This is a genomic window from Paramesorhizobium salinisoli, assembly GCF_003335045.1.
GTDB classification, from domain to species: Bacteria; Pseudomonadota; Alphaproteobacteria; order Rhizobiales; family Rhizobiaceae; genus Paramesorhizobium; species Paramesorhizobium salinisoli.
This window is the reverse complement of record NZ_QOZG01000066.1, coordinates 1-2390: the sequence shown is the minus strand read 5'-3', so window position 1 is coordinate 2390 and position 2390 is coordinate 1. Positions and strand designations below refer to the sequence as shown.

Sequence of the window (2390 nt, the reverse complement as noted above, 5' to 3'; positions counted from 1 at the left end):
CCGACCAGACGATGTCCGCCTGCTGGAACGGCGCTCCGCCACTGGCATGCACGTAATTCCCATTCAGCGGATACGAATTGCCGCATGTAAGCGTGTTCCCTTGCGGCGAACTGATCGTGATGACGCCCTTGGGATTCTCAACCGGCGTGATCATAATCTGTTGTGAAATATTCCAATTAAACCACGCCCCTGGATCGTATCCGGGGAATGGGGAAGATGTAAGAATTAAAAGATTGGGGCCGCCCTGGTCGCCGAGGCCGGGCATGAAGATGTTGGCCAGATTTCCTCCCGAAGAATCAAAATTAATAAAATAGGATTGTAGCGAAACGGTGGAGAGTTGTGGGTATAAGTAACCGTCGTCCAAGACAGCTCCACCATAGATATATTGTCCATTTGGCGCTTGAATCGTCCAAAGGGCCTGGTATGGGACGATTGTAAATATGCAATTGGCATCCGGTGTTTGTGTAATCTTGTGAACAGAGTTATTTGATGGATCATATTGAAGGTAATACTGTCCATCGGCCGTCCGCAGATAGGCAAAGTATGTTTGCCCGTTGTCCGCCGATAGGACGGCGCCCGCCGCCGCCCTATCGGGGGTCTGGCTAGGCGTAGTCGGCTTGCCGGTACCGTTTGTCATGATAATTCTCCCTTTGGATTTTTTGCTCGGTTATCTGAGTGAACGAATGGTCGTCGTTCAGCGCGGCCGGTCGGGCCTTCTGCCCGTCGCCAGGAGCCTGTTCGCGACTTGAGGGTTCCGTTGGCGGAACCGGCGACGATGCCGAGGCTCTGGGGGAGACGGCGCACTGGCATAACCAATGCGCCGGCCTGTCTTATGCGGCATCAGGCCAAGTCGCCCGACGGCACAATGATTTATGCCTCGTCACTATCAGGTGCTGGTCGAGGCCTGGGCAGTTGGGAAGGGACCGTAAACTTTGGTGCCGACCGGGTCTTCAATATAATAATCGACATAGGATATCTTCATGTCGCCCATAAATGACGCAAAGTTTAACGCATATTTGCTAGCCAGCTTGACCTTGCTTGCGCCCGTCGCGGAAACCGTTGTCGCGACCCTATAGTTCGAATTGCTCAACGGGCTTTCCTGACGCACGTCGTCTTTACTCTGCGCAGCCGGCTGATATCCATTCATATAGAACAGGAAGGTAAGGGTCTTGCCTTGATGAACCGGTATTTTTTTCAGCTGCACGGCAAGTCCGTCCCCGCCATAAGTGAGCGTGTCCCTCGTGATGCCGCTGTTGGCCAGATAAAGGATCGTCGCCTGAGGCAGATCCCCATCGCGCGCGCCATCGTCCGGCTCCTCGGGCGGCCGGTTGGCCAATCCCGCTCCTTTTGCATAGAACTTGCGGGCAGACTTTGAGCCAAACAAGGTGCCGTCCGGATTTTGCACGAAAAGTCCGAGAAAATTCTCGATTGATTGTGGCGGAGCGGTTTCCAGATCTTTGATCGAAGGCTTGAGATAGTTGTAGGGGATCGACGCGGATGAAATCGGCAGGTTGCCGCGTTGGTCGCCGACCTCGTTATTCAGGACAAAAAAGTAGGTCGCGTTCGTGGCTATCTGAGGGTAAATTTCATTACTGGGCCATGGGCCGGCGAGAACGGTGTTGAAGGCATCTGCAAGCGGGTTCAGCTCGATATATGTGCCATATTTATAACTCTGAATGCCGGCAGGTATCAATTCACCCCAACCGAGATCGTTGATCGAACCGCCCGTATAGTCCGCGCTTGCGAAAAAGAGGGTATCCACGAAACCCATATCCGCGTTGTTCACCCTTGGAAGAGCCGTGAGTGCGTAAGGTCTATCGGACATAACCCAAGCTTTGGCAGCACCGCCGCTTGCTGACGTCGAGAAAGCATAGAAAATATTGTCGCCGGCCTGGACCGTGGACAACGGGGTCGTGGCGTTGGCCCAGAAGGTCAGTCCCAAATAGGCGGGAGAAACCCTCCAGAACACGTCGACGCCTGCGACGGGGGTGCTGTTTATGTCCGCGACGTTGACCTGCCATGCGCTATAATTTCCGGTCGCCGGTTTGGTTCCCGCCGCCGTCACGGGCGTCGTTTCAGGGATGCCGGGCATGGTCGATCCCGACAAATCCTGAAGTTTGACGGTTCTCGTGGCCGTAGCCAGCGGGGTGTCGGTTTCGACATCAGCGCCGATTGGGAAAAGCTCGGCGATCAGGGCGATCGGCGCAGGGTTGCCGCCGCTGTTTACAACCAGCGTCCCCCAATTGTTGCCTTTGGTATCATCCCCCCCCGAGGAGAACACATCCTGGTCATTGGCGGTAAATGTCACAGCGGTATTGGCAGCTCCCAATTTCCAGTGGACGATATAGGACTTGGCCGGATCCAAATCCGCCGCCGAGGCGAAGAGAGCG

General features: G+C 55.1%; 2 protein-coding genes. Both read right to left on the bottom strand.

From position 1 onward, the window contains the following. Positions 1-637, bottom strand: a 637-nt coding sequence (locus tag DUT91_RS25705; RefSeq protein ID WP_147272299.1) for a fascin domain-containing protein, incomplete at its 3' end; no start/stop codon positions are given. Positions 638-886: 249 nt separating this feature from the next. Continuing rightward, positions 887-2390, bottom strand: a 1504-nt coding sequence (locus tag DUT91_RS25935; RefSeq protein WP_160113719.1) for a hypothetical protein, incomplete at its 5' end; no start/stop codon positions are given.